Origin of the sequence: Megasphaera sp., from assembly GCF_047831605.1 — a bacterium.
GTDB lineage: Bacteria > Bacillota > Negativicutes > Veillonellales > Megasphaeraceae > Megasphaera > Megasphaera intestinihominis.
The window spans coordinates 1,959,316-1,985,154 of sequence record NZ_CP181255.1; the positions used below are offsets into that span (position 1 = coordinate 1,959,316).

Here is a 25,839-nt window from a genome sequence, read left to right on the forward strand (position 1 = left end):
AATAATGAAAAGTTCTTTAACTTGGATGCAGGATTATGTCGACGTCGACATGAACCAGGACATGCAGGCATTTGCCGATAAATTGACCATTGCCGGTATCCCTGTCGAACAGGTGGAATACTGGGGGACAGAAGTCAAGAAAGTAAAGACCGGGAAGATCCTTCAGATCGACAAGCACCCCGATGCGGATAAACTCGTCGTCTGCCAGGTAGACATGGGGGATGAACAGCTCCAGATCGTCACGGCTGCGACCAACGTCCGCGTCGGCCAGATCGTCCCCGTCGCCGTCCACGGCGCTCATCTGCCGGGCGGCACTAAGATCAAGCGCTCGAAGCTGCGCGGCGTCTTGTCCAACGGCATGTTCTGCTCGGCCCACGAATTCGGCTTCGACGACAGCCTGCTCTTGCCGGAAGAACGGGAAGGCATTTGGATCCTGCCGCCCGATACGCCCCTCGGCGTCGATGCGGCCGACTATCTCCAGGTCCGCGACGTCGTCTATGAATATGAACTGACGGCCAACCGCGCCGACTGCTTCTCCATGGTCGGCCTGTCCCGTGAATTCGCCGTCCTCAGCGGCAAAGAAGCCCGTTACCCGGATATTTCCGTCAAAGAATGTGACACGCCCATCGACGGCAAGGTCAAAGTATCCATTGACGACGAAGAACTGTGCAGCCGCTATGCCGCCCGCCTGCTCCTGAACGTCAAGATCGGCAAGTCGCCTATGTGGATGCAGCAGCGCCTGCGCAAGTCCGGCGTCCGTCCCATCAACAACGTCGTCGACGCTACCAACTACACCATGATCGAACTGGGCATCCCACTCCATGCCTATGACTACGATAAAGTCGCCGGCCATCACCTCATCGCCCGCCGGGCCAAAGCCGATGAAGCCTTGAAGACTCTGGATGATGTAGACCGTAAATTGACCGACAACATGCTGGTCATCGCCGATGAAGAAAAAGCCTGCTGCGTCGCCGGCATCATGGGCGGCATGGATACGGAAGTCACGGACCAGACGACGTCGGTCATCCTCGAATGTGCTTCCTTCAAAGGCTCCAACATCCGTCATACGGGCCGTATGCTCGGCCTGCGTTCCGAAGCTTCCGGCCGTTTTGAACGAGGACTCGATTCGGACAGCTGCATCAAATCCATCGACCGCTGTGCCCAGCTCCTCCAGGAAATGGGCGCCTGCGACGTAGCCCAAGGCGTCGTCGATGTCTATCCGAAACCGCAGGCTACGACGCGCATCGCCTTTACGGCGGCTCAGGTCAACAAATTCCTGGGCACGGAAATCCCGGAAGCCGACATGGTCCATATCCTGGAAACGCTGCAGTTCGGCATTGAAAAAGACGGCGATACCTTGACGGCCGTCGTTCCCAGCTATCGCGGCGACTGCACGGAAATGCCGGACATCGCCGAAGAAGTAGCCCGCGTCTACGGCTATGAAAACATCCCGTCTACGCGCCCGGCCGCTCCCATTTCCAAAGGCGAAGCCGGCTTCCACCACGACGTAGGCGAAAAGATTTCGTCCATCCTCAGCAGCAGCGGCCTCAACGAAACGGTCACGTTCAGCTTCATGCACCCGGACCAGCTGAAGAAGCTCCTCTTCAAGGACGGCGATGCCGTATACAACGCCGTGCCCATCCTCAACCCGATTACGGAAGACTTCCCGCTCATGCGGACGACGCTGGTACCGACCTTGATGGATGTCCTGGTCCGCAACCAGGCCGTCAAGAATCCGTCTGTCGGCATCTACGAAATCGCACCGGTCTATCGGCCGAAACAGCTGCCCCTGACGGAACTGCCGGAACAGGAATTCTATGTCAGCGGCCTCCTCTACGGCCAGCGCACGCCTGCTGAATGGCCGGCCAAAGCGGAAAATTATGACTTCTATGACGTCAAGGGCCTCGTCGAAGCCGTCCTCCAGGGACTGGGCATCCAGGCCGACCTGGAAGTCTCCGACTGGGCGCTGCTCCATCCGGGCAAGGCTGCCCGCTACGTCAAAGACGGCAAAGTCCTCTGCGACTTCGGCGAACTCCACCCCAAGGCTATCGACAATTACGATGTCGCCGGCCCGGTCTATGTCTTTGAAATGCATATGGACGCTATCCTGCCCTTGGTCAACCTCCTGCCGGATTACCATAAAGTCGCCAAGTTCCCGGCATCGAGCCGCGACCTGGCCTTCCTGGCACCGCTGGCTACGGCCAATGCCGACATCGTCAGCGTCATCAAAGAAGACGGCGGCGACAACCTGGAAGCCGTCCACCTCTTCGACATGTACACGGGCAAACAGGTACCGCAGGGCTACAAGAGCCTGGCCTATTCCTTAGTCTTCCGTTCCGAAGAAGGGACCCTGACCGACGCCGACATCCAGGCCCCGGTCGACGCCATCGTCAAAGACCTGAAAGAAAAATTCGGCTGCGAATTGCGGTAGGGAGTGATTGGTTTGTAATACAAAGTTTGTAGTTTGTAGAAGATGGCCTTTAATTTTTAACCATTTCACTGCAAACTAAAAACTACAAACTTCAAACTCAAAAAGGCGCTGTCTTTATGCGACAGCGCCTTTACCCATATTGTAAAAAAAGTAAAGTTGTGGTATGATGTAGAGCGTAATATGGTATTTTAGAGATATTCAGGGCTCTACCGGCCCATAAGGAGGACATACTTAGAATGAACGTAACAGTGAATGAAGTAGACCAGCACAAAGTAACCCTGCACATTGAAGTGCCTGCTAAAGACGCTTCCAAACAGGCAGCAGCAGCTTGCAAGAACTTGGCAAGCCGTGTCAATATCCCGGGCTTCCGCAAGGGGAAAGCACCGCGCATGGTACTGGAAAGCTTCTTGGGCAAAGATGCTGTCAAACAGGAAGTTTTTGAAGCTATTGCCAATAAAGCCTACAGCGATGCCCTCGACCAGGAAGGCATCGTTCCTGTAACTGAACCGGAATTGAACGTCATTACCGACGAAAAAGGCAAAGACGTCGTATTTGAAGCTACGGTCACCAAGAAACCGGAAGTCAAACTCGGCGAATACAAGGGCATTACCGTTGCCAAAGACAAAGTCGACGTAACCGACGAAGACGTAGCCAAAGAACTGGCTAACCTCCAGAAACAGCATGCGAAACTCGTCGTAGCTCCGGAAGGCACGGAAATTGCAAAAGATGACTTCGCTGTCATCGATTTCAAAGGCACTGTCGACGGCGTCGCATTCGAAGGCGGCGAAGGCAAATCCTATCCGCTCCAGATCGGCTCCGGCAGCTTCATCCCGGGCTTTGAAGATCAGCTCATCGGCTGCAAAGCTGGCGACGAAAAAGACGTCAAAGTCACCTTCCCGGAAGATTACTTTGAAAAATCCCTGGCTGGCAAAGAAGCTGTCTTCGCCGTTAAAGTCAACGACGTAAAACGCAGCGAACTCCCGGCCATCGACGATGAATTCGCTAAAGAAGCCGGCAAATTCGACAGCGTCGACGACCTCAAAGCCGACATCCGCAAACGCCTCGAATCGAAAGCATCCTTCCAGGCTTTGGAAAAATTCAACTCTGAAGTCCTGAAGACGGCTGTCAACAATGCCGAAGTCGATATCCCGCAGGTCATGATCGACGACAAAATCGACCAGATGATCGAAGAACTGGCCATGAAACTGGAAACACAGCGCATGAGCCTCGACGATTATCTCAAATACATGAACCAGGATATGGACAAACTCAAAGAACATTACGCTGAACCGGCTAAAGAAAACGTAAAGATGGACCTCGTCCTCGAAGCTATCGCCAAAGCTGAAAACATCGAAGTCAAAGACATCGATCTCCAGGCTGAAATCATCACGATGGCTCAGAACTTCGGTGCCGATCCGAAAGAAGTCTACAAGATCATTTTGAAAGAACATCGCGTTCCCATGCTCGTACAGTCTGTCGGCCGTAAAAAAGCAGCCAGCTTCATCCTAAAAAATGCCGTCGACCCGAACGAAGACAAAAAAGAAGAAGCTAAAGCTGAAGACGCAAAGGCTGAAGACTAATCCCGGAAACGCATTCTCCGGAGGTGTTAGTTTTGACAAATATGTATGTACCCATCGTCGTCGAACAGACGGCACAAGGGGAACGGAGCTATGATATCTATTCCCGCCTGTTGAAAGACCGCATCGTCTTCCTCGGCGGCCCGATTGATGATACCGTTGCCAACAGCATCATCGCCCAGCTCCTTTTCCTGGAAGCAGAAAATCCTGACAAGGATATCCACTTATATATCAACAGTCCTGGCGGCGTCGTCACGGCAGGCATGGCCATCTACGATACCATGCAGTACATCAAGCCGGACGTCTCGACGATCTGCGTCGGTTCCGCTGCCAGCATGGCGTCGGTACTCCTAACGGCCGGTGCCAAGGGCAAACGCTTCGCCCTGCCGCATTCCCAGGTCATGATCCACCAGCCTCTCGGCGGTGTCCAGGGCCAGGCTACGGAAATCGAAATCCATGCCCGCGAAATCCTGCGCATGCGCAAGGAATTGAACGGTATCTTGTCTGAACACACAGGACAGCCCATTGACGTCATCCAGAAGGATACGGAACGGGATAATTTCATGACTGCCGAAGAAGCCAAGGAATACGGCCTCATCGATGAAATCCTGACCCGTCCGCTGCCGGATGAAACGAAATAGGACAGGAGGAAGACAAGATGAACGATAGGAATGATGAACCGCGTTGCAGTTTCTGCGGCCGGCCCCAGAGCGAAGTACAGAAGCTCATTGCCGGCCCGGGTGTCTATATCTGCGACGAATGTGTTGCCGTAGCGCAGCACATCATGGAAGAAGAAAAGGCGGAAGAAACGCCGGACTTCCAGCTCAAGGACCTGCCGACGCCGCATGAAATCAAGGCTACCCTTGATGAATACGTCATCGGCCAGGAAGCAGCCAAGAAGACCCTTTCCGTTGCAGTGTACAACCACTACAAGCGGCTCCAGACCAATTTCAGTGCCTCTGATGATGATGTAGAGCTCCAGAAGTCGAATATCGTCATGGTCGGCCCGACTGGGAGCGGCAAGACCCTCCTGGCCCAGACCCTGGCCCGCCTCCTCGATGTGCCCTTTGCCATCGCCGATGCGACGAGCCTGACCGAAGCCGGCTATGTCGGCGAAGACGTCGAAAACTGCCTGCTCAAGCTCATCCAGGCCGCTGATTACGATATTGCCAAAGCTGAACGGGGCATCATCTACATCGACGAAATCGATAAGATTGCCCGCAAATCGGAAAACCCGTCCATTACCCGTGACGTTTCCGGTGAAGGCGTCCAGCAGGCCTTGTTGAAGATCCTCGAAGGGACCGTTGCCGGCGTTCCGCCTCAGGGCGGCCGCAAGCATCCCCACCAGGAAATGCTCCAGATCGACACGACGAACATCCTGTTCATCTGCGGCGGCGCTTTCGATGGTATCGACAAGACCATCCTCAACCGTACGACGGACAAGAATATGGGTTTCGGTGCGGACATCCACTCCAAGTCCGAACACTCCATGGAATCGCTCCTCAAGGAAATCATCCCGACGGACCTCCAGAAGTTCGGCCTCATCCCGGAATTGATCGGCCGCCTGCCCGTATTGGTTACTCTCAATCCTCTCGATGAAGATGCGATGGTACACATCCTGACAGAACCGAAGAACGCCCTGGTCAAACAGTATCAGAAGATGCTGTCCATGGACGACGTAGATCTCGAATTTACGCCGGAAGCTCTCCAGGCCATTGCCAAGGAAGCGCTGCGGCGCAATACCGGTGCCCGCGGGCTTCGCTCTATCATCGAACGGATCATGCTCGATGTCATGTTTGATGTACCGAGCCGCGACGACGTAGCCAAGTGCATCGTCACGGAAAAATGCGTCAAAGAAGGCGCTGAGCCCGACCTCGTATTGAAAGAGGCAAAATGATATAATGTACAATAAAACTCATTTCTTAAACCGGAAATGAGTTTTATTTTTCCATAGAAGAAGGTGAAGTGTATGAACGAAAACGTTGTGCTCAACGAGCAAGATATCCTGGCCCTGCCTTTTGTCCCGCTCCGGGGCATCGTCGTCTATCCGAAGCTGGTCAGCCACATCGACATCGGCCGCGATACGTCCCTGGCTGCCGTCGACTACGCCATGGAACACGACCGGCAGCTCCTGGTAGCGACCCAGGTCGATGAAAACGAAGACAATCCGGGTTTTGACGATGTCTATACCATCGGCTGCCTGGTCAAGATCGAACAGCTCCTGCGCATGCCTGGCGGCCTGGTCCGCATCCTGGTCAACGGCATTTCCCGCGTCCGCATGCAGGGCTTTTCCCAGAAAGCCGATTACCTCGAAGGGGCTGCCGTCAAAGTGGCTGAAATCAGCCGCAACGAAGTCGAAGAAGAAGCCCTGCGCCGGGTCGTCCTCAAGCGGCTCCTGGACTGGATGGGCAATCTCCGCGACGGCGAAGAAGCCAGCGAAAATGCCAAGAACATCGACGAACCGGGCGTCCTGGCTGACTTCGCTGCATCCCAGCTGCCCTTGCGCCTGGTCATCCGCCAGCAGCTCCTGGAAACGGCTGACGTCGAAGCCCGCCTGCGCCGCATTGCGTCGCTCTTGGATACGGAAGTCGACATTGCCAACCTGGAATCGAAGCTGAACATGGAAGTCCGCGGCAAGATGGACCAGCAGCAGAAAGAATACTACCTGCGGGAAAAGATCAAGGCCATCCATGAAGAATTGGGCGACAAAGTCGACAAGGACACGGAAGTCCAGGAACTCCGCGACCAGATCAAGAAGATGAAGCTCGACGAAGACATCGAAAAGGCCCTGCTCAAGGAAGTGGACCGCCTCGACTCCATGCCGCCCATGATGGCGGAATCGGCCATCATCCGCACCTACCTCGACTGGGCCATGGCCCTTCCCTGGAAGAAGGAAACCAAGGACCGCCTGGACCTCAACGAAGCGCAGAAAGTCCTCGATGAAGACCATTACGGCCTGAAGAAGGTCAAAGACCGAATCATCGAATATTTAGCGGTCAAACAGCTGACGCACAGCCTGAAAGGGCCGATTCTCTGTTTTGTCGGTCCTCCGGGCACGGGCAAGACGAGTATCGCCAAATCCATCGCCCGGGCCATGAACCGCAAGTACGTCCGCATATCCCTGGGCGGCGTCCGCGATGAAGCTGAAATCCGCGGCCATCGCCGGACTTATATCGGTGCCCTGCCGGGCCGTATCCTGGCCGGTATGAAACAGGCCGGCGTCAAGAACCCGGTCTTCCTCCTCGACGAAATAGACAAGATGACGTCCGACATGCGCGGCGACCCGTCGTCGGCACTGCTGGAAGTCCTCGACCCGGAACAGAACAATACTTTCAGTGACCATTTCCTGGAACTGCCCTTCGACTTGTCGAAAGTCTTCTGGATCACGACGGCCAACGTCCTCGGCGATATTCCCCGGCCCCTCATGGACCGCATGGAAATCATCGACTTCACGAGTTATACAGAAGAAGAGAAGGTCCAGATCGCCAAGCGCTATCTGGTGCCGAAACAGATCAAAGAAAATGGCCTTAAACCGAGTCAGGCCAAGTTCTCCGACGCCGTCCTGCGCCATATCATCGAAGGCTATACGCGCGAATCGGGCGTCCGCAGCCTGGAAAAGACCATCGGTACGGTCTGCCGCCGTATCGGCAAATCCCTGCTCATGAACGACGAAGTACCGCTCAGCGTCTCCGTCAAGAACCTGGAAAAACTGCTCGGTCCGGTCAAATTCCTGCCGGAAACGGTCCACAAAGACGACGAAGTCGGCATCGTCACCGGTATGGCCTGGACCCAGGTCGGCGGTGAAGTCCTGGAAACGGAAGCCGTTGCCGTCAAGGGCAAAGGCCGCCTGCTGCTCACGGGCCAGCTCGGCGACGTCATGAAGGAATCGGCTGAAGCCGGCGTGACCTACGTCCGCAGCCGGGCCGATGTCCTGGGCATTGATGCCGATTTCTACGCCAACATGGACTTGCACATCCACCTGCCCGAAGGAGCCATCCCTAAAGACGGTCCGTCGGCAGGCATCACCATGGCCACGGCCATTACGTCGGCCCTGACGGGCAAAGCCGTCCGCCACGACGTAGCCATGACCGGTGAAATCACGTTGCGCGGGACGGTCCTGCCCGTAGGGGGCATCAAGGAAAAAGTCATCGCCGCTCACCGGGCAGGCATCAAGAAGATCCTCTTGCCTGAAGAAAACAAGCGCGACATGGACGAAGTGCCGCAGTCGGTCAAAAAAGACGTCAAATTCGTCTTCGTTCACCATATGGATGAAGTGCTGGCTCAGGCACTGGTGAAGTCCTGATGGCTTCGTATGATATCATCAAGGCGGCCTATGCCACGACGGCGGTCCGCCGCGACCAGTACCCCGAAGGGAACGTGCCGGAAGTCGCCTTCCTCGGCCGTTCCAACGTCGGCAAGTCGAGCCTGATTAATTCCCTGTGCAACCACCGCGGCCTGGCCCGTGTCAGCGGCGCACCGGGGAAGACGCAGACTATCAACTACTTCAGCGCAGCCCTGCGACGGCGCGATGAAGAAGAAGGGGAGCAGCGCCTGCCGTTCTACTTAGTCGACCTGCCGGGCTATGGCTTTGCCAAGACTGGCGGCAGGAACCGTGACATGTGGAGTGCCTTCATCGGCGAATACGTCACGCAGTCGCCGAACCTCTGCGTCCTCTGCCTGCTCGTCGACCTGCGCCATCCCGGCCTGGCCATCGACCAGCAGGCCTATGACTGGCTGGCCAGCGCCGGCGTTCCCCTGCAGATCGTAGGGACCAAGGCGGACAAGCTCAAGGCCAATGAAAAGAACCGCAACCTGGCCCAGCTCAACAAACTCTTCCCGTCAGACCGGCCGGCCCTGGCCTACTCGTCGCTAAAACGCGACGGCTTCGGCCCCCTGGCCAAGAACCTCTTTGAACGGGTGCTGGCCGTCAGCAGGTAGCAGTTAGCCGCTAGCCACGAACCACGAACCCCTAACTGCTAACCCCCTAAAAAGGGGCTGTCTTCAAAGGACAGCCCCTTTTTTGCTCCTTTTATAGCGAACGATGTTTCTAGTTGGCTTCATTAAGCGAAAGTGGTATAATGGATTTGATTTACATCGGCCAGATGGGAGGTTGTATAATCATGGCAGTAGTTTCGATTGACAGTGATGCTGATTTTTCTGTGAAAGTCCTTCATCAGCCGGGCATTGTCATCGCAGACTTCTGGGCTCCCTGGTGCGAACCGTGCAAGATGGTTCATTCGGAAATCAGCCAGGCTGCCGCGAATTTTGGCGATGCTGTGAAAGTAGTACGCATCAATGTCGATACGATGCGGAATATTGCCGAAAAATATGAAATCATGGCGGTTCCGACATTATTGTTCTTTAAGGGCGGTAAGCCACTCAAACGCATTATCGGCTATGCCTCGCAGGCGGAAATCAGCAAGTTCCTGGCATCTGTCGTAGCAGAAAACAAGGCTGCCGGTTTTGACAACAAAAATATTGGGATGATATAATTGAATTCAGAAACGAGAGGGACGGGACGACAGTTATTGTCTATTGTCGTTCCTGTATACAATGAACAGCCGAACATTGAGAAATTCTATGAAGAGGCGACGAAAGCCGCAGCGGCACTCGATATGGATTATGAAATCATCTTTGTCGACGACGGTTCTAAAGATGCAACGCCCCTCATCCTCAGCCGCTTGACCCAGCAGGATGAGCACGTGCGGGCTTTTATCCTGGCCCGTAACTTCGGTCATCAGCTGGCCATTACCTGCGGCATGGATCATGCCCTTGGCGACGCCGTCATCACCATGGATGGTGACTTGCAGCATCCGCCGTCGATGATTCCCGAATTGGTCCAGAAATGGCGCGAAGGCAACGACGTCGTCCAGACCATACGGGAAGCGACGGACGATGCGGGCTTCCTCAAGCGCATAACGTCGAAATGGTATTATCGTATACTGAATGCCGTATCCCCGGTCCACATCACACCAGGCGGGTCCGACTTCCGCCTCATCGATAAGCGGGTCCTGGAAACATTCAAGCAGTTCCGCGAACACGACCGTTTCATCCGCGGCCTCATCGGGGACATCGGTTACACACAGACTTTTATTCATTTCGTAGCACCCAAGCGTTATGCCGGGAAATCGAAGTTTTCCGTACGCAAGATGCTTCATTTTGCCCTGGACGGGATCATGGCCTATTCCAAGATTCCCCTGCGGGTTTCCTTTTATATCGGCATGCTGAGCGGTTTGTTGAGCCTGCTCCTGATTTTGCATGTCATCTATTGTAATATAATGGGCGAAGCCGTGCCGGGATGGACGACGACGATGATCGTCGACTGCCTGTTCAGTGGGTTCCAGCTCATTTTTATTGGTGTCATCGGAGAGTATATAGGACGTATATTTGAAGAGGTGAAACATAGGCCTCTGTATTGGCTGCGGGCTGAACTCGGCCAGCATAAAGACAGGTAGGAACGGTGCGTTGTATGGCCTTCGAGACAGAGAGGAGTATTTATGTGGAAAAAAATCAGTAAAGTTTGGATATTTGCCGCACTTTTCGTTTTTGCCGCACTGCCGGCGCTGGCAGCTTCTCCGCTGACCATTGGCAGCCGGGGCGATGAAGTCCGTTCGATTCAACAGATTCTTCGCAGTAAAGGCTACCGGGTCAATGTCAACGGCGTTTACACCAATGATACGGCGCGGGCCGTATCGCAGTATCAGAAAGATAAGAAAATCCAGGTCAGCGGTAAAGTCGGCGGCTGGACCTATTATCTCCTGACAGGCAATCGTTCCATGCTGCCGCCTAAGCCGGTCATGAAGAGAGGGCAGGGGACGCGCTTCAACAATGGCGCTATCAGCAAATACCGTCATTTCAGCGGCGGCGATGCTTTCGGCAACCAGCTGGTCAATTCGGCATACCAGTATTTGGGCATCCCTTACGTATTCGGCGGCAATACGCCGGCTGAAGGCTTCGACTGCTCAGGCTTTACGAAATATGTCTTTTCCCATAATGGCATCAATCTGCCGCGCCTGGCAGATGAACAATATGAAGTAGGCCAGCGGGTCCGCCGCAGCGAACTCATGCCGGGCGACCTGGTCTTCTTCACGACGTATGAACCGGGTGTATCCCATACGGGCATCTATGTCGGCAATAACAATTTCATCAGTGCCACCAGCAGTGGCGGCATCCGCGTAGACAGCCTCGACAGCGGCTATTGGTCGCCGCGCTATGTCGGTGCTACACGGGTTCGGAGATAGGCAAACTGGCTAGGAAACAGTCGTCCTCTAGCCTTTCCTTATACAACCGGGCTGTGAGATAAAAAATCACAAGAAAAGGTTGCCGAACAGGGGGAAATGAGCGTATAATTTTCCCATGTAGAAAGATATTTAGAGGGAGTGTTTACTATATGAAGTACATGACGGGTAATGAAATCCGCAAAGCCTATTTACAGTTCTTTAAGAGCAAGGAGCACTTGATCCTGCACAGTTTTCCGCTCATTCCGGAAAACGACCCCAGCCTGCTCCTCATCGGCGCCGGCATGGCACCGCTCAAACCATATTTCACGGGTAAGCTCGTACCGCCGTCGTACCGCGTCACGACGAGTCAGAAGTGCATCCGCACTGACGATATCGACAACGTAGGCCGTACGGCCCGTCACCATACGTTCTTTGAAATGCTGGGCAATTTCTCCTTTGGCAACTACTTTAAGAAAGAAGCCATTTCCTGGGCCTGGGAATTCCTGACCAAAGTCCTGGAACTGGATACGGATAAATTGTATGTCACCATCTATCCCGATGACAAAGAAGCCTATGACTACTGGCATAATATGATTGGCCTGGCTGACGAACGGATTTTCAAATTCGACGATAACTTCTGGGAAATCGGCGAAGGCCCGTGCGGTCCGGACAGTGAAATCTTCTATGACCTCGGCCCGGAACGAGGCTGCGGTAAACCGACGTGTACCGTCGGCTGCGACTGCGACCGCTACCTGGAAATCTGGAACCTCGTCTTCACCCAGTACAACCGCACTAAAGACGGCAAGTACGAACCGCTGGCCAAGAAGAACATCGATACGGGCTGCGGTCTGGAACGACTGGCTTCGGTCATCCAGCAGAAAGAATCGAACTTTGAAACGGACCTCATCTTCCCAATCATCGAAAAAGTCATCGCCATTTCCGGCGGCGACTACAATGACCCCCGTCAGAAGATGGCCATGAAGGTCATTGCTGACCATATCCGCGCCATTACCTTCATGATTTCCGATGGCATCCTGCCGTCCAATGAAGGCCGCGGCTACGTCCTGCGCCGTATCCTGCGCCGTGCCGTCCGCTTCGGCCGCCTCCTGGGCATCAAGGACCTCTTCCTGGCAGGTCTCGTCGATACGGTATTGGACATCCTCGGCGATGAATATCCGGAAACGCGGGAACACGAAGCCCTCATCAAACAGATCATCAATACAGAAGAAAAACAGTTCAGCGCTACCCTGGCACAGGGCATGGAACTGCTCAACGATATGATGGCCCATGTGGGCGACGACAAAGTCCTCACTGGCGCTGAAGTCTTCAAACTCTACGATACGTATGGCTTCCCCATGGAACTGACCGAAGAAATCGCCGGCGAACAGGGCTTCAAAGTCGATAAAGACGGCTTCCAGGAAGCCATGAAGGAACAGCAGGAACGGGCCCGCGCTGCCCATACCAAAGTATCGGCCAAAGTCGCTACGCCGGATACGACCAAACTGGACCAGTCGAAACTGGTCAACGACGAAACGGCTGTCAAAGCGACGATTGCCATGCTCGGCAAGGAAGGCGTCGAAATCAGCGAAGCCCGCGACGGCCAGGAAGTGACGATCATCCTCGACGACAACCCCTTCCATGCCGAAGGCGGCGGTCAGCTCAGCGATACAGGCGTCCTCTGTGCTGCTGAAGGCAAGGCACAGGTCACTGATGCCCAGGCTCTGCCCAATGGCCTGGTATACCTCATCGCTGAAATCACTGAAGGCGTCCTCCGCACGGACGATGCCGTCGATATCGCTGTCGACAAGCAGCGTCATATGAACCTGGCCCGCAACCATACGGCAACACACCTCTTGCAGGCTGCCCTGCGCAAAGTCCTGGGCAATCACGTCAACCAGGCCGGCTCACTGGTCACACCGGACCACCTGCGTTTCGACTTCACCCATTTCTCGCCGGTCACGCAGGATGAACTGGATAAGATCGAAGCCCTGGTCAACGAAGAAATCCTCAAGGCCGTCCCCGTCACCATCGAAGAAATGGCCCTCGATGCGGCCAAAGAAAAGGGCGCTATGGCCTTGTTCGGTGAAAAATACGGCGATATCGTCCGCGTCGTCTCCGTCGACGACTTCAGCTGCGAACTCTGCGGCGGCTCTCATGTGGCCAACACGTCGGTCATCGGTACGTTCCGCATTACCAGCGAAACCGGGACTGGCTCCGGCGTCCGCCGTATCGAAGCCGTTACCGGTCCGGCTGCCCTCAAGCTGGCTAAGGATGAATCGCAGGAACTGCAGCAGCTGGCAGGCCTCTTGAAAGGCAAGGTCAGCGATGCGCCGGCCAAACTGGAAGCTCTCCTGGCCCAGCTCAAGGATACGGAAAAAGAATTGGCTCAGCTCAAGAAAGACGCAGCCCTGTCCGATATGGACAGCATCCTGGCAGCTAAAGAAGATATCGGCGGCGTTCCTGTCGTCGCAGCCGTCGCTCAGGCTGATTCTATGGATAACCTGCGCGACCTGGCTGATACGGTCCTCGACAAGCTCGGCAGCGGCGTCATCCTCTTGGGGATGACCAATGGCGATAAAGTCAACTTCGTCTGCAAAGTCGCCAAGAGCGATACCAAGAAAGGCCTCCATGCCGGCAAGATCATCAAAGCTGCTGCTCAGGCAGCTGGCGGCAATGGCGGCGGCCGTCCCGATATGGCCCAGGCCGGCGGCAAGGAACCGGAAAAATTGGGCGATGCCCTTAAAGCCGGTGCCGCAGCCGTACGCGATATGTTAGCATAAATTTTTGGCAGTCATGCCAGTTGAATAAAAAGGATGTGAGTGAACATGGCAGTAAGCGACGAAACGATGATTATGCAAAACCGAAGTGAAGAACAGACCGTTGCATCCATGATTCTGGAAGATGTATATCACGCATTGGAAGAAAAAGGATACAACCCGATTAATCAGATCGTAGGCTATCTCCTGTCCGGTGACCCGACGTATATCACGAGCCACAACAATGCTCGCAGCAATATCCGGCGCATCGAACGAGATGAACTCATCGAAGAATTAGTCCGTTCGTACGTCAAACAGCACAACTTATAGGAGACATATGAGAATTTTAGGACTCGATGTCGGTTCCAAGACCATCGGTGTCGCCTGCAGCGATGCCTTGCTGATTACGGCCCAGGGCGTAGAAACGATCCGCCGTAAATCCGATGAAGCAGACTTTGCCCGTCTGCGCGAACTGATCAAAGAAAAAGAAGTACACCGCATCGTCGTAGGCAAGCCGCGTCATATGAACGGTGACTACAGCGATAATATGAAAAAAATCGAAGAATTCGTCGAACGATTCCAGCAAACCGTCCCGGATATAGACATTGTCTATTGGGATGAACGCCTGACGACCGTTATGGCCCAGAATGTATTAAAGGAAGGCAATGTGCGGCGCGAAAAGCGCAAGCAGTTTGTCGATAAAATGGCAGCAATCCTTATTTTACAGAATTATTTAGACGCTCATGCTCATTAAGGAGGACTACTATGTCGGAAGAAATGAACAACGAATTGGAAGAAGTCATCATCGTGACCGCTACGGATGACCAAGGCAACGAAGTGGAATATCAGGAAGTACAGCGCCTCGACCTCGATGGTAAAGTATTCGCCCTGCTCGTCGAAGTCACGGAAGACGAAGAAGGCGGCGATGCCATCATCGCCCGCGTCGACCAGGAAGACGGCGAAGACGTCTACGTCGCACCGACGGACGAAGAGTTCGACGCAGCCAATGCAAAATTCGATGAACTCTTAGATAAGTAATTGAAGGGGCCCTGCATGAAGGTTTCGGCCATCATGCAAGGCCTTTTTGCTTTATCGTTCATCGTTCGTCGTTCATCGTGATGGGATGCTTTTTTTCGACCTACGAGGAACGACCTACGAGGAACGAAAAAAGGAGGTCCCATGGATTTACCGTCGATACAGCAGCTGCGGAATTTCGTCATTTACGGGAAGTATGGAAATTTCACGACGGCTGCCAATGCCGCCAACATTACCCAGTCGGCTTTCAGTGCGCAGATGAAGAAACTGGAAGACCTCGTCGGCGTCCGCCTCATCGAGCGCTCGAACAGGGGAAGTCACTTGACGCCGGCTGGCAAGATGTTCTACACGAAAATAGCCCGCATTTTAGGTGAATTAGAAGAAGCCATGAGCGAACTGCCAGGGCGGACAGGGAAGACCCAGCCCCTGTCGGTGGGAATCATGCTGTCCTTAGGCGACGTCCACATGAACCGCCACCTCGCTTATTTCCAGGAGCACCACAGCGGCGCTTCTTTCCGGGTCTACAACCTGGAAGTCCGGGAGATGATCCAATGGCTGAAAGACGATAAACTGGATATCGTGTCCCTCTTTTATCTGCCGGCACTGCACCTGGAAGACTACGAGAAGGTCTTTTTTGGCATCGAGAACCTCGTCTATTACGGGCCGAACCTGGATCTGCCGGAACATGCCGTGACGCCTCAATACGTGGCATCCCAGCCGTTGGCGCAATATTCGCCGCAATACGAAATGAATAACTACATCAATCACTATTTCACGGCCCATGCCTGCCCGCCTCAGGAAACGCAGGCCTGGTTCTCCACGCCCTATGCCATGATGAACTATTGCCAGCAGAACCGCATCGGAGCTATCCTGCCGGAACGATTCCTCCAGGCCATGGGCATCACCCAGGGCTACTGTGCATTGGAACCGCCGCTGCGCCTGCCCTGTTATCTGGTCTATAAGAAGGACAATCCCAAGTACGCGACGATACAGGTCTTCGTCGACTATATCCGTCGCGTGTATCATATCAAAAAATAATGATAAAGGTATCTGCCATCGTAAAAAACGATGACAGGTATCTTTTTTTTGCGTTATACAAGATAGGAGAGAAGGTGTAGAATCTAGCTTGCAAATACGAAAGGAGCAGTGAATACAGAATGTCGAATCAATCACTTTGGAACAAAGACTTCCTTCTCGACACAGGTATCAATTTTGTAGTCTATCTCATTTATTATTTATTGATGGTTATTATCGCCGTCGTCGCCAAAGACCAGCTTCATGCTTCTCTCGGTGAAGCCGGCCTGGCTTCGGGCATCTTCATCGTCGGCACTTTGCTGGCCCGCTTGCAGTTCGGCAAAGCTATTGAATTGTATGGCCGCCGCAAATCGTTATATGGCGGGATCATCCTTTATTTTGTAACGACGTTATTATATTTTTATATTCCCAATCTCGCTATTCTCTTTGCTATCCGCTTCCTCAACGGCATGGCCTATGGCATCGTCTCGACAGCGACGAACACGATTGTCGCTTCCTGTATTCCTGCCGATAAGCGGGGTGAAGGCATCAACTACTACGGCCTGAGCACTAGCCTGGCCGCTGCCGTCGGACCTTTCCTGGGCATGTTCCTCATCGTCGTCACGAACTTCACCTTTATCATCACCCTCTGCGCCATCCTCGTCGGCTTGTGCATGATTGGCTGCATCGCCCTCCACATCGACGAAATTACCCTCACGTCTGAACAGGTGGCCAAGATGAAAGCCATGAGCCTCGACAATTACGTCGAATATCGCGTCATGGTCATCTCCATCATCGGCTTCTTCATGGGCTTCGCTTATTCCAGCGTCCTGACTTTCCTGGCCGCTTATGCCCGTGAAATCAACCTGGTCCAGGCCGGCACGTTCTTCTTCGTCGTCTATGCCGTCGTCATCACCATCACCCGTCCGATGACGGGCGTCATCTTCGACCATAAAGGCGAAAATTACGTCCTCTATCCCTGCTACATCTGCCTGGCCATCGGCTTGTTCCTCCTCAGCATCACCGGTGCTTCGTGGCAGCTTCTCTTATCGGGCGTCTTCGTCGGCCTCGGCTATGGCACGTTCATGTCCAACGGTCAGGCAGTCTGCATCAAACTGACTCCGTCGTACCGCATCAGCGTCGCCCTGTCGACGTACTTCGTCGCCCTCGACCTTGGCATCGGCGTAGGCCCGTATGTCCTCGGCAGCCTCCACGGCCTGCTCACGTTCCCCCAGCTCTATGCCGTCGCTGCTATCGTAGCCATTGCCTGCTTTGCCATGTACTACATTTTCTACGGACGCAAGATCAACCTCATCAACCGGGCCGTCCGCATCTACATCCACGCATAATACGTAATTACAATAGATCCTATCCCCAGATTCGAGGGCTTGTCGTACGACGACAAGCCCTCTTCACGTTGTTAGCCCCTAGCCACGAACCACTTTTTTCAGTTATAATGGATAGAAAAAGAGGGGGGGAGAGATGATGAACATCAAGACGAAAATCCTGGCCGGCCTGGCCTGTATCTGTCTGATACTGACAGTCTTTTTCTGGCCTGGCAAAGAAGAAGATGCCTATAGTTCCGACGTCGTCAGGGAAGCGGAAGACGTGAGCGAGCGGGAAACGGAAATGCTGGCACCTGATGAGGTCCTGCAGGCTCCCGATGGAAGGGACATACGCTTGCAGGCTCTGTATAACCAAAAGCCGGTCTGCCTCTTTTTCTGGGCATCCTGGAGCAGCGACAGCCTGCGCCAGCTGGCCATCCTGGAAAAGGCCTGTGTCCAGTACGGCCAGGATGTCTATTTCGTGACCATCCCCGTCGGACCGGATACAGCAGATAGCCGGTCCTATATCCACCAGCAGGGATATGCCCTGCCCGTATACAGCACACAGAAACAGATGCTCCATGACTATGGCGTCCATCAGGTACCGCAGCTTATCTTCATCGCCTGCGGCGGCCAGATGACGCGCCCCTTTAATACCGTATTGAATGAGCGCCAGGTGACATACGAAATCAAAAAAATGCTGAAATAATTTTCCCATACCCCTTGCCAAATAGGGAAAAGTAAGTTATAATAAACAAGTCGCACAGAGAAGTACAAAATATGGGCGGTTAGCTCAGTTGGTTAGAGTATCTCGTTGACATCGAGGGGGTCGATGGTTCGAATCCATTACCGCCCACCATATTGTGTGTGAAAAAAGAGCTGTCTTTATAGACAGCTCTTTTTTGTGGCTAGTGGCTAGTTGTTCGTGGCTAATACTTAGTGCTTTTACGAGCCACTAGCTACGAACCACGAGCCACGAACCACGAGCCACGAGCCACAAACCACTATCATACTCTATTCTTAAAAGTTATTGGTAAAAGTTTCACAAATGTAGTATCCTGTATATGTGATTCGGGTTGGACGGAATCTTTTGGGATTCGTACCGTAAAAAATCCGGGTCAACTATTATCATAATTTCATAGCATATCGCTTGGATCGAAAGACCGGGACGAATTCTTGTAAACGTAGGCTTTTTACGCGCATTCCCGGGAGGAGTGCGCTTTTTTTTGAGGGAGTTATCATGCGTTTAGGTATTATCGGCGCCGGCAGAGTCGGCGCTTCTTTTGTATTAGCTTTTCCTTCCGATGTCGAAGGAATCCTTTGTTCCACAGAAGAACATACACGTCAAATGGCCCGCCGCCTCCATGCTGCTGCCTATACCGACGGTGCTGAACTCGCACGGCACTGCGATGTCCTCCTGCTCACAGTACGCGACGATGCCCTGGCTCCCGTTAGCCGGGAATTGGCCGCTTCCCTGACAGGGGATGCGCTGCCGCCTCAGACCTGTATATTTCACTGCAGTGGAGCTATGGATTTATCGCCTCTTGAGCCCCTTTCACGGTTGGGGTATCCTGTCGGCAGCCTTCATCCGCTGCAAAGCTTTGCCGAACCTTCGGCAGACCGCCTGAAGGGAATCTACATGGCCGTCGATGGTGATGAACGGGCCAAGGCCGTTGCGGCAGATCTGGTCCGGACTTTGGGCAGTACGCCTTTTTTCGTACCCCCTGAAGACCGCATGCTCTATCATGCTGCGGCCTGCTTCTGCTCCAACTACGTCGTGACAGCCCTGGCCATTGCCCAGAAGCTCATAAGCCGCTGGACCGGCAGTGCCGGCGCTGCATCCCAGGCGCTGCGGCCCCTCGTCGAAGGGACGATGGACAATGTCCGCCAGCGTCCGCTGTGGCAGACGGCTTTGACCGGCCCTGTGTCCCGCGGAGATGCCGGGACCGTTGCCAAACACCTGGCCGTCATGCCGGAGAAATGGCTCCAGCCCTATTGTGCTTTTGGCTGTGCCGCTGCAGACTTAGCCTTAGAAAACGAAACGATTACAGAGAAACAGCATGACACGCTGACAAGAATCCTTGCGATGGCGGAAGGAGTTCACCATGAACAAGAAAGTAACCAATCTGACCATTAAGAAAATGAAACAGGAAGGCACGCCGATTTCCATGATTACGGCCTATGACTACATCATGGCCCAGAACGTCGATGAAGCCGGTATCGACATGATCCTTGTCGGCGATTCCCTGGGCAATGTCGTCATGGGTCATACGTCGACACTGCCGGTGACTATGGAAGATATGATCCACCATACGGCGGCTGTCGTCCGCGGCGTCAAACGGGCTCTGGTCGTCGGCGACATGCCCTTCATGAGCTATCAGGAAAGCACCCAGCAGGCCCTGCACAATGCCGGCCGGCTCATGAAAGAAACGGGCTGCGATGCCGTCAAGCTCGAAGGTGGCGCCAGTGTCTGCGAAGCCGTCAAAGCCATGACGACGGCCGGTATCCCCGTCGTCGGCCACATCGGCCTGACGCCGCAGTCCGTCCATCAGCTCGGCGGCTTCCGCGTCCAGGGCAAGAACAGCGAAACGGCTAAGCAACTGATTGCCGACGCCTTGAAGCTGGAAGAAGCCGGCGCCTTCGCCATCACATTGGAATGTGTCCCGACAGATATCGCCACGGAAATCACCAAAGCCCTGCATACGGCGGCTACCATCGGCATCGGGGCTGGCAACGGCACCGATGGCCAGGTCCTGGTCTGCACGGACCTCCTGGGCATGAGCAATGGCTTCCGCCCGAAATTCGTCAAGACCTATGCCGATCTCCATCAGACCATCGTCGATGCCGTAGGCCGGTACATCCACGATGTCAAGGACCGCAGCTTCCCCGACGAAGCCCACGGCTTCGCCGTAGACCCGGAAGTCGTCAAAGCCATGAAAGAATAGGGGAAAGGCAGCCGTCAGCAGTTAGCGTTGTAGGGGCTCGCACGTGGCGAGCCCGCCAGGTATATGTGAGATACTAATGAACCGGATTTGCTTGAACGGGCGCCCCACGTGGTCGCCCCTACAGAAAAAGGGCTTGTCGTCGTGCGACAAGCCCTTTTTATACCATTTATTTATATTATGGAAGCACGTCTTGCTATACAGTCATGAAGCATATCCAGATGGTATATTCTGTTTGACTTGTGTATATAATCATTGTACAATAAACTCAAGAAATAGAAACGAACAAAAGAGGTCGTATGTCCGAACGCACGCGTATCGCCGCCAGACATAAACGGGGGTATGCGGCGTTTTTTTCTTGACGACCTGACATAGGAGGCTATGCTTCATGAAGCATGATCTACATGACGTGTGTATGCAGATACGGCGGGATACGGTGCGGTCCATTTACCGTGCCGGTTCCGGTCATCCTGGCAGCTCTCTATCGGCTGTCGAAATCATGGCCACACTTTATTTTACAGATGTCTTTACCTGTTTTCCTGACCGGCCCCATGCGCCGGAACGGGACCGTTTTGTCTTATCCAAGGGCCATGCGGCCCCGGCTTATTACAGCATTTTGGCCCATAAGGGCTATTTCCCCCTGGCCTTGCTCGATACGCTGCGGACGGTTGGCAGTGCCCTCCAGGGCCATCCCAATTTGGAAAAACTGCCCTGTCTCGACTGCGCTGTCGGCTCTTTAGGCCAAGGCCTGTCCATTGCCAACGGCATTGCCCTGGCCTTGAAACTGCGCCATGAAACACCGGAAGTCTTCTGTCTCATCGGCGATGGGGAACAGCAGGAAGGCCAGATTTGGGAAGCTGCCGCTTTTGCCTCACAGCACCATTTGGACAATGTTTGTCTGATTGTCGATTGCAATGGCCTGCAGCTCGTCGATTCCTTGGTGTCGATCAAGAATATGGAACCGATGGATGCGAAATGGGAAAGTTTCGGCTGGCATGTCCTCCGCGTGGATGGCCACGATACAGATGCCCTGTACGACGCTTATGGCGCTGCCAAGGCCTATCGCGGCAAGCCGACGGTCATCCTGGCCCATACGGTCAAGGGGAAGGGTGTATCATATATGGAAAATCAAGCGAAATGGCACGGTGCGGCGCCGGATGAAGCCCAGTACCGCCTGGCCATGGATGAACTGACAACGGAGGTGCCGTAATGGAACGAGTACCGATGCGCGACGGCTATGGGAAGGCCCTGCTGGAACTGTGCCGCCTTCACGACGATGTCCTCGTCCTCGATGCGGACGTCGCCAAATCGACGCGGACCGAATGGATCCGCCAGGAATATCCTGAAAAATATATCAATGTCGGCATATCGGAACAAGACCTGGTCGGTACGGCAGCCGGCCTGTCGCTGACGGGCTTCGTCCCCTTCATTTCGACATACGGCGTCTTTTTGACAGGCCGGGCGTGGGGACAGATACGCAATACGGTCTGTTATAATAATCTCAACGTCAAGCTCGGCGGCGCCCATGCCGGCATTTCCGTCGGCCCTGACGGCGCTACCCATCAGGCTCTGGAGGACATCGCCCTCATGCGGGTCATTCCCCATATGATGGTCATTACGCCTTGTGACTGGTGGGAAACGTATAAGGCGACGATGGCCGTCTATGATATCAAAGGGCCGTCATATGTCCGCTTTGGCCGCAATCCGGCGCCCGTCGTCACCGATAAGGATACACCTTTTGACCTCTATAAGGCGGCCATCTTCCGGGATGGGAGTGATGTGACCCTCTTCGCCAACGGCCTCATGGTCCATGAAGCCCTGACGGCGGCGGATGAACTGGCCCGGGAAGGTATTTCGGCCCGCGTCGTCAACATCCACACGGTCAAACCGCTGGACCTGGATACGGTCTGTACTTGTGCGGCTGAAACGGGGGCCGTCGTCGTCTGTGAAGAACATCAAATCATGGGCGGTCTGGGAGGGGCCATCTGCGAAGCCCTGGCCCAGCACTGCTGTGTCCCAGTAGAACTCGTCGGCATCCAGGACCGCTTCGGCGAATCGGGGAAACCGGATGACCTCCTGAAAGCCTATAATCTCTCGGCCAGCGACGTCATCCAGGCCGTCCATAACGTGTTGAAGAGGAAGTAAAGTGGCTCGTGGTTCGTGGTTCGTGACTCGCAGCCTCCCCTTGAGAGGGGAGGTGGCCTGAAAGGCCGGAGAGGTTAAATTTAATACCATCCGCTAACAATGGACCAGAAAGGGCCGCCCTTTGGGACGGCCCCTACGATGAAATAGGCTGTCGCACGTGCGACAGCCTATTTTGTCATGCTAAGTCCGTATAGAATTTTGCGATGTATGCAAAATCGGTAATTCGTTGTTCCTTTATCGTTAACTGATGTATAATAGGAATAACTACTTTTTGGAGGCGAGTTATCTTGTATACGAAAGCGTTATTGACCGACCTGTACCAGTTGACCATGATGCAGGGCTTATTTTTTGAAGGCAAGCACGAACAGCAATGCGTGTTTGACCGCTATTACCGGACCAATCCCTTCCAGGGGGGCTATACGGTCGTGGCCGGGTTGGAACATCTCATCGATTATGTACACAATATACATTTCAGTGACGACGACCTGGCCTATCTGAAGAGCACCGGTTTTTTCCAGGACAAATTCCTCGATTACCTGAAAGACCTGCGCTTTACGGGCGACATCTATGCCATGCCCGAAGGGACCGTCGCCTTTCCTCAGGAAGTGCTCCTGCGCGTCCAGACCAAGAAGGACGAAGCCTTACTGTTAGAAACGTGCATGTCCATGATCATGAACCATGAAAGCCTCATTGCCACCAAGGCTCGCCGCGTCCGGACGGTGGCTGGTAAGGACAACCTCATGGAATTCGGCCTGCGCCGGGCCCAGGGGAAATCGGCCGGTGTTTACGGCGCCCGTTCGGCCATGATCGGCGGCTTTAACGGGACCAGCAACGTCCTGGCTGGCGCCAAATTCGGCATGCCCGTCTTAGGGACCATGGCTCACAGCTGGGTCATGAGCTTCTCGTCGGAACTGGAAGCTTTCCGCGCCTATGCCCGCCAGTACCCGAACAACCTCATCCTCCTGGCCGATACATATAATACGCTGAAACAGGGCGTCCCCGATGCCATTACGATCTTCAAGGAAATGAAGGCTGCCGGCACCCTGCCCAAGGCTTATGGTATCCGCCTGGATAGCGGCGACCTGGCTTATTTATCGAAAGAAGCCCATAAGATGTTTGCCGATGCAGGCTTCCCAGATGCCATCATTGCGGCCTCGAATGACCTCGATGAAAACCTCATTTCCGAATTGAAAGCCCAGGGCTGCGCCATCAACTCCTGGGGTGTCGGCACGAACTTGATTACGGCCAAGGACAGTCCGTCCCTGGGCGGCGTCTTCAAACTCGTCGGCCAGTATGACGATGGCAAATTCGTGCCGAAGATCAAGATGAGCGACAATGCCGAAAAGATTTCCAATCCGGGCCTGAAGAACGTCCTGCGCATTTACGATAAAGATACGGGGAAAATGAAAGCTGACATCATCATCCTCGAAGGTGAAAGCATTGACGAATCGAAAGACCTGCTCCTCCAGAGCGATAAGGCACCGTGGCGCTCGCGGACGATTCCTGGCGGGACTTACCGTGTCCAGAAGATGCTCGTCCCTATTTTCCAGAAAGGCGAACTGGTCTATCAGAAACCGGACCTCAAAACCATCATGGCCTATGCAGACCAGCAGGTCCAGACTTTGTGGCCCGAATACCTGCGCCTGGTCAACCCGGAAGAAATGTGGGTCCAGCGCAGCAGCAAGCTGTCGGCTTTGCGCGATAAAGTCTTGAAAGAAGAATCGGCTCATTTCTTTTAGGGAGATGATTCCATGAAGGGAGCTATCATCGGCGATATTGCCGGCTCCATCTATGAATTCGATGAAACCGCGGAATCCCTGGATTTTCCTTTATTCGTTAAAAACAGCCGTTTTACCGATGATACGGTGACGACTGTAGCCGTAGCGGCAGCCCTGATGGAGGGGAAGGCATCCTGCTGCGGCTATATCGAACCCTTGCGGCGCCAGCTCCGCTACTGGTGCCGGAAATATCCCGACGCCGGTTTTGGCGGCCTGTTCCGCCGCTGGTTCCTGGCCGACGAGGCACCGGCTTACGGCAGCTATGGCAATGGGGCGGCTATGCGCGTCAGCCCGGCTGGCTGGATTGCCGATACTCTGGAGGAAGCCCAGGCGCTGGCAGAGCTGACAGCCGTCGTCAGCCATGACCATCCCCAAGCCATCAAGGGTGCCATTGCCGTGGCGTCGGCTATCTTCCTGGCCCGGCAGGGGAAGGAGAAAGAGGCGATTGCCGCATATCTGCGGTCGCATTTCTATGATCTGTCCCGGACACTGGCCCAGATACGGCCGTCTTATGGCTTTACCTGCACGACGGACGATAGTGTGCCAGAAGCCATCGAATGTTTCCTGGAAGGGACGGACTATGAAGATACGATCCGCAAGGCGATTTGGCTCAACGGCGATACGGATACGCAGGCAGCCATTGCCGGCAGCATTGCCGAAGCCTATTATGGCGTGCCCGATGCCTTGTGGCAGCAGGCCCTGCCATATGTCGGTGACGAAGAAATGAAGGGCGTCATTCGACAGTTCTATGAAAACTATATTGGTTCGAGGGGGAACTCTTTTGATTTCAACAGAGACAAGCAAGAAATATGAAAAACTCCAGCAGATCTTAAAGGACATGGGCAGTGTCGTCGTCGGCTTTTCCGGCGGCGTCGACAGCACCTTCCTGACCTATGCGGCTCACCAGGCTCTGGGGGACCGGGTCCTGGCCGTGACGGCCGTTTCGGCGACCCTGCCGGGCAGTGAAGCGGCTGATGCCAAGGCCATGGCCAAGGTCATCGGCGTCGAACACCGCCTGGCCCATTCGACGGAATTCGAGGACCCGGACTTCGTCCAGAATCCGCCAGATCGCTGCTATATCTGCAAGAAAATACGCTTTACGTCGCTCGTGGCCCTGGCCAAGGCCGAAGGCTATCAGTGGGTCGTCGACGGGGGGAATGTCGATGACCTCGGTGATTACCGGCCGGGTATGAAAGCCCTGCAGGAATTATCCGACGCCGTCCGCAGCCCGATGATCGAAGCAGGCCTGGCCAAGGCGAATATCCGGGCTTTGTCGAAGGAATTCGGCCTCCAGACCTGGAATAAGCAGAGCGCTGCCTGCCTGGCCAGCCGCGTCCCGTATGGCGTGGAACTGACGCCGCACCGCCTGGCTCAGATCGATGCGGCCGAAGCCGCCGTAGCGCCTTACGTCCAGGGGTCCCTGCGCGTCCGCTATCACGGCGATGTAGCCCGCATCGAAGTCGCCGTCGATGAAATCCCGTCGGTCCTGGCTCATCGGGAGGAAATCGTCCGGGCCATCAAGGATACGGGCTTTACGTACGTCACCCTCGATTTGGGCGGCTATGAAATGGGCAGCCTGAACGACGTAATCCATACTGATGAGGAAGTAAAGTGAT

Annotated in this window: 23 protein-coding genes and 1 tRNA gene; all 24 read left to right on the forward strand. The window is 54.5% G+C overall.

Annotation, left to right across the window (positions count from 1 at the left end; translation table 11 throughout):
• Positions 1 to 4 precede the first annotated feature (4 nt).
• Positions 5 to 2,431 (forward strand): phenylalanine--tRNA ligase subunit beta, encoded by a 2,427-nt coding sequence (gene pheT, locus ACFWUB_RS09440; protein ID WP_020310511.1) that lies wholly within the window; start codon positions 5 to 7, stop codon positions 2,429 to 2,431.
• A 236-nt stretch (positions 2,432 to 2,667) separates the two neighbouring features.
• Positions 2,668 to 4,011, forward strand: coding sequence for a trigger factor (gene tig / locus ACFWUB_RS09445; RefSeq protein ID WP_020310510.1), 1,344 nt, complete (start codon positions 2,668 to 2,670; stop codon positions 4,009 to 4,011).
• Between the two features lie 41 nt (positions 4,012 to 4,052).
• The gene (gene clpP, locus ACFWUB_RS09450) at positions 4,053 to 4,649 is read left to right on the forward strand and encodes an ATP-dependent Clp endopeptidase proteolytic subunit ClpP (RefSeq protein ID WP_020310509.1); all 597 of its coding nucleotides are present in this window, start codon (positions 4,053 to 4,055) and stop codon (positions 4,647 to 4,649) included.
• Positions 4,650 to 4,666: 17 nt separating this feature from the next.
• Positions 4,667 to 5,905 carry an ATP-dependent Clp protease ATP-binding subunit ClpX gene (gene clpX, locus ACFWUB_RS09455; protein WP_020310508.1) on the forward strand — a complete coding sequence of 413 codons (1,239 nt, stop codon included), beginning with the start codon at positions 4,667 to 4,669 and terminating at the stop codon, positions 5,903 to 5,905.
• A gap of 72 nt (positions 5,906 to 5,977) precedes the next feature.
• The gene (gene lon, locus ACFWUB_RS09460) at positions 5,978 to 8,311 is read left to right on the forward strand and encodes an endopeptidase La (RefSeq protein ID WP_292108143.1); all 2,334 of its coding nucleotides are present in this window, start codon (positions 5,978 to 5,980) and stop codon (positions 8,309 to 8,311) included.
• Complete coding sequence (gene yihA, locus ACFWUB_RS09465) at positions 8,311 to 8,946, forward strand: ribosome biogenesis GTP-binding protein YihA/YsxC (protein ID WP_020310506.1); 636 nt, start codon at positions 8,311 to 8,313, stop codon at positions 8,944 to 8,946. The genes lon and yihA overlap by 1 nt, the downstream gene beginning before the upstream one ends.
• 182 nt (positions 8,947 to 9,128) lie before the next feature.
• Positions 9,129 to 9,500, forward strand: a complete 372-nt coding sequence (locus ACFWUB_RS09470; RefSeq protein WP_020310505.1) for a thioredoxin family protein — start codon at positions 9,129 to 9,131, stop codon at positions 9,498 to 9,500.
• Between the two features lie 36 nt (positions 9,501 to 9,536).
• Positions 9,537 to 10,463, forward strand: a complete 927-nt coding sequence (locus ACFWUB_RS09475; RefSeq protein ID WP_292298610.1) for a glycosyltransferase family 2 protein — start codon at positions 9,537 to 9,539, stop codon at positions 10,461 to 10,463.
• 42 nt (positions 10,464 to 10,505) lie between these two features.
• Positions 10,506 to 11,249, forward strand: coding sequence for a C40 family peptidase (locus tag ACFWUB_RS09480; RefSeq protein ID WP_292298611.1), 744 nt, complete (start codon positions 10,506 to 10,508; stop codon positions 11,247 to 11,249).
• A gap of 158 nt (positions 11,250 to 11,407) precedes the next feature.
• Positions 11,408 to 14,008 carry an alanine--tRNA ligase gene (alaS, locus tag ACFWUB_RS09485; protein ID WP_416183852.1) on the forward strand — a complete coding sequence of 867 codons (2,601 nt, stop codon included), beginning with the start codon at positions 11,408 to 11,410 and terminating at the stop codon, positions 14,006 to 14,008.
• A gap of 45 nt (positions 14,009 to 14,053) precedes the next feature.
• Positions 14,054 to 14,314 (forward strand): IreB family regulatory phosphoprotein, encoded by a 261-nt coding sequence (locus ACFWUB_RS09490; protein ID WP_020310502.1) that lies wholly within the window; start codon positions 14,054 to 14,056, stop codon positions 14,312 to 14,314.
• A gap of 7 nt (positions 14,315 to 14,321) precedes the next feature.
• Positions 14,322 to 14,738, forward strand: coding sequence for a Holliday junction resolvase RuvX (ruvX, locus tag ACFWUB_RS09495; RefSeq protein WP_020310501.1), 417 nt, complete (start codon positions 14,322 to 14,324; stop codon positions 14,736 to 14,738).
• 11 nt (positions 14,739 to 14,749) lie between these two features.
• Complete coding sequence (locus ACFWUB_RS09500; RefSeq protein WP_302491090.1) at positions 14,750 to 15,022, forward strand: DUF1292 domain-containing protein; 273 nt, start codon at positions 14,750 to 14,752, stop codon at positions 15,020 to 15,022.
• A 141-nt stretch (positions 15,023 to 15,163) separates the two neighbouring features.
• On the forward strand, positions 15,164 to 16,057 hold the full coding sequence (locus ACFWUB_RS09505; RefSeq protein WP_020310499.1) for a LysR family transcriptional regulator: 894 nt from the start codon (positions 15,164 to 15,166) through the stop codon (positions 16,055 to 16,057).
• A 119-nt stretch (positions 16,058 to 16,176) separates the two neighbouring features.
• Positions 16,177 to 17,382, forward strand: a complete 1,206-nt coding sequence (locus tag ACFWUB_RS09510; RefSeq protein WP_020310498.1) for an MFS transporter — start codon at positions 16,177 to 16,179, stop codon at positions 17,380 to 17,382.
• A 133-nt stretch (positions 17,383 to 17,515) separates the two neighbouring features.
• A complete protein-coding gene (locus ACFWUB_RS09515) occupies positions 17,516 to 18,067 on the forward strand; it encodes a TlpA family protein disulfide reductase (RefSeq protein WP_292298615.1) in 552 nt (183 codons plus the stop codon).
• A gap of 73 nt (positions 18,068 to 18,140) precedes the next feature.
• Positions 18,141 to 18,217: transfer RNA gene (locus ACFWUB_RS09520), tRNA-Val, on the forward strand.
• A gap of 381 nt (positions 18,218 to 18,598) precedes the next feature.
• Positions 18,599 to 19,495, forward strand: a complete 897-nt coding sequence (locus tag ACFWUB_RS09525) for a Rossmann-like and DUF2520 domain-containing protein (RefSeq protein ID WP_020310496.1) — start codon at positions 18,599 to 18,601, stop codon at positions 19,493 to 19,495.
• Positions 19,464 to 20,303: a 3-methyl-2-oxobutanoate hydroxymethyltransferase gene (gene panB / locus ACFWUB_RS09530; RefSeq protein ID WP_020310495.1), complete on the forward strand. Its 840-nt coding sequence runs from the start codon at positions 19,464 to 19,466 to the stop codon at positions 20,301 to 20,303. Before ACFWUB_RS09525 ends, panB begins: the two co-directional genes overlap by 32 nt.
• A 385-nt stretch (positions 20,304 to 20,688) precedes the next feature.
• Entirely contained in the window at positions 20,689 to 21,510 is an 822-nt protein-coding gene (locus tag ACFWUB_RS09535; protein ID WP_020310494.1) for a transketolase, read from the forward strand.
• Positions 21,510 to 22,445, forward strand: coding sequence for a transketolase family protein (locus tag ACFWUB_RS09540; RefSeq protein WP_292261441.1), 936 nt, complete (start codon positions 21,510 to 21,512; stop codon positions 22,443 to 22,445). The genes ACFWUB_RS09535 and ACFWUB_RS09540 overlap by 1 nt, the downstream gene beginning before the upstream one ends.
• 287 nt (positions 22,446 to 22,732) lie before the next feature.
• Positions 22,733 to 24,184, forward strand: a complete 1,452-nt coding sequence (locus ACFWUB_RS09545) for a nicotinate phosphoribosyltransferase (RefSeq protein WP_292261438.1) — start codon at positions 22,733 to 22,735, stop codon at positions 24,182 to 24,184.
• Between the two features lie 12 nt (positions 24,185 to 24,196).
• Positions 24,197 to 25,036 (forward strand): ADP-ribosylglycohydrolase family protein, encoded by an 840-nt coding sequence (locus tag ACFWUB_RS09550; protein WP_020310492.1) that lies wholly within the window; start codon positions 24,197 to 24,199, stop codon positions 25,034 to 25,036.
• A complete protein-coding gene (gene larE, locus ACFWUB_RS09555; protein WP_416183853.1) occupies positions 25,005 to 25,838 on the forward strand; it encodes an ATP-dependent sacrificial sulfur transferase LarE in 834 nt (277 codons plus the stop codon). The genes ACFWUB_RS09550 and larE overlap by 32 nt, the downstream gene beginning before the upstream one ends.
• The last annotated feature ends 1 nt before the right edge of the window (position 25,839 follow it).